This is a genomic window from Methylobacterium guangdongense (assembly GCF_038442355.1).
GTDB classification, from domain to species: domain Bacteria; phylum Pseudomonadota; class Alphaproteobacteria; order Rhizobiales; family Beijerinckiaceae; genus Methylobacterium; species Methylobacterium guangdongense.
Genome location: NZ_JBBXMX010000062.1, coordinates 1 through 1,707, shown reverse-complemented (window position 1 = coordinate 1,707; position 1,707 = coordinate 1). Strand labels below are relative to the sequence as shown.

General features: G+C 63.3%; 2 protein-coding genes. One reads left to right on the top strand and one right to left on the bottom strand.

Annotation, left to right across the window (positions count from 1 at the left end; all coding sequences use genetic code 11):
• A partial coding sequence (locus tag AAHG09_RS31725; protein ID WP_342112313.1) for an integrase core domain-containing protein occupies positions 1–565 on the top strand: 565 nt, incomplete at its 5' end.
• Positions 566–722: 157 nt separating this feature from the next.
• Here AAHG09_RS31725 and AAHG09_RS31720 read toward each other — a convergent pair.
• Positions 723–1,478: a GGDEF domain-containing protein gene (locus tag AAHG09_RS31720; protein ID WP_342112310.1), complete on the bottom strand. Its 756-nt coding sequence runs from the start codon at positions 1,476–1,478 to the stop codon at positions 723–725.
• Between the last annotated feature and the right edge of the window lie 229 nt (positions 1,479–1,707).

Below are 1,707 nucleotides of genomic sequence, written 5' to 3'. Positions count from 1 at the left end.
CACAGCCGAAGGGCGGCTCTACCTGCTCGTCGCCATCGACCGCACGACCAAGTTCGCCTTCGTTGAGCTTCACGTGAAGGCCACGCGGCGGGTCGCAGGTGACTTCCTCCGCCATCTCATCGAGGCCCTGCCCTACAAGGTGCACACGGTGCTCACCGACAAAGGCACCCACTTCACGACACCCGGCAACGTTGCCTCAGCCGCATCCATCATCAAGGAGGCGATTGCAGCCGGCGAAACCTTCCGGGCCCACAGCTTCGAACTTGCCTGCGCCCGCAACGATATCGACCATCGCCTGACCAAACCGCGCCACCCCTGGACGAACGGTCAGGTCGAGCGGATGAACCGCACGATCAAGGACGCGACGGTCAAGCGCTACCACTATGACAGCCACAGGCAGCTCCGTGCGCACTTGGCCGACTTCGTCAGCGCCTACAACTTCGCCCGCCGCCTCAAGACCTTGCGCGGCCTCACGCCCTACGAAGCCATATGCAAGGCATGGTCCGCCGAGCCCGGACGCTTCAGATCAAGCCCGCTCCACCAAATGCTGGGACCAAACATCTAGGGCGTCGCGCAGCGTGAGGAGCTCGTATCCCTGGGCGACGTATGTCGGGCCCTGGCCAGGCCACACGGTCAGCTCGCGCGCTTGTCGAGCTCAGCTCGCGTCATGCTTTCTTTCGGCCGTTGCGGGAAGGTGTATGGCTACCGCCGGCTTGCGGCGATCATTCGGCAGTTCCATCGGGGGACGATGAGGCGGTTTCGGCCATCACGATCTGGTTCCGCCCCGACGCCTTGGCGATGTAGAGGGCCTTGTCTGCTTCAGCGTAGAGCTCCCGGAAAGACTGGTCGCTAGTCCGCCGCGCCACGCCCGCCGAGATCGTCACAGGTACAGTCAGGCCATCGCCGGCCGCGATGGGGGTTCGTGCTACGGCCTCGCGGAAAGCTTCCAGCCGCCGGACCAGATCGCCCTCATCCCCATCCGTACAGATCAGGGCGAACTCTTCGCCCCCAAGGCGTCCGACGAGACCGAGGTCTGCGAGTTCGGCTCGCATCAGATCCGCGACCGCTTTGAGTACCGCGTCACCGGTGAGGTGCCCGTAGCCGTCATTGACCGCCTTGAACCGGTCGATGTCGGCGATCACCAGCGCTATGAGTTTGGGATCATCAGCGCGGTCGAGGAGCGCCCGCCTGTTCGCGAGCCCCGTAAGGTGATCCGTTTGACCAGATCGGAACAGCGTTAAATGTGCAGCAGCGATCGTCCGCGACACCGGCAGGGCGACTGCTACGACCACCACCACGGTGACGACCCAGGATCGAACGGCCGCGGTCCACCCTTCGAAGAAGATCAACTGATTGACCACATCGCAGGCGAGCGCGGCAGAGACGCAGAAGGCCGTAGTCTGGGCTACATAGGCGCGCAGATCACGTTCGCTGGCGATGCGGATCGTTCCGAACGGGGCAAGGTTGTAAAACGACATGGTGTACAGGCACGAGCAGCAAGCAGCGGTGCATCTTAGCGCTCGTGGCTGAAGCGAATATCAACGGCCGTCGTCCCGGCCGTCCGCATGCAGATGCCTAACCTAGAGCGGTCACCGATCGAATTGAATCGTCCAGGGTTTCGGCCGCGGCGGTGATGTGATTCGATGGAGAGCTTTCCGAGGAGGAGAGCCGATGGCGTCTGCCCTGTCCGTTGATCTGCGCGAGCGT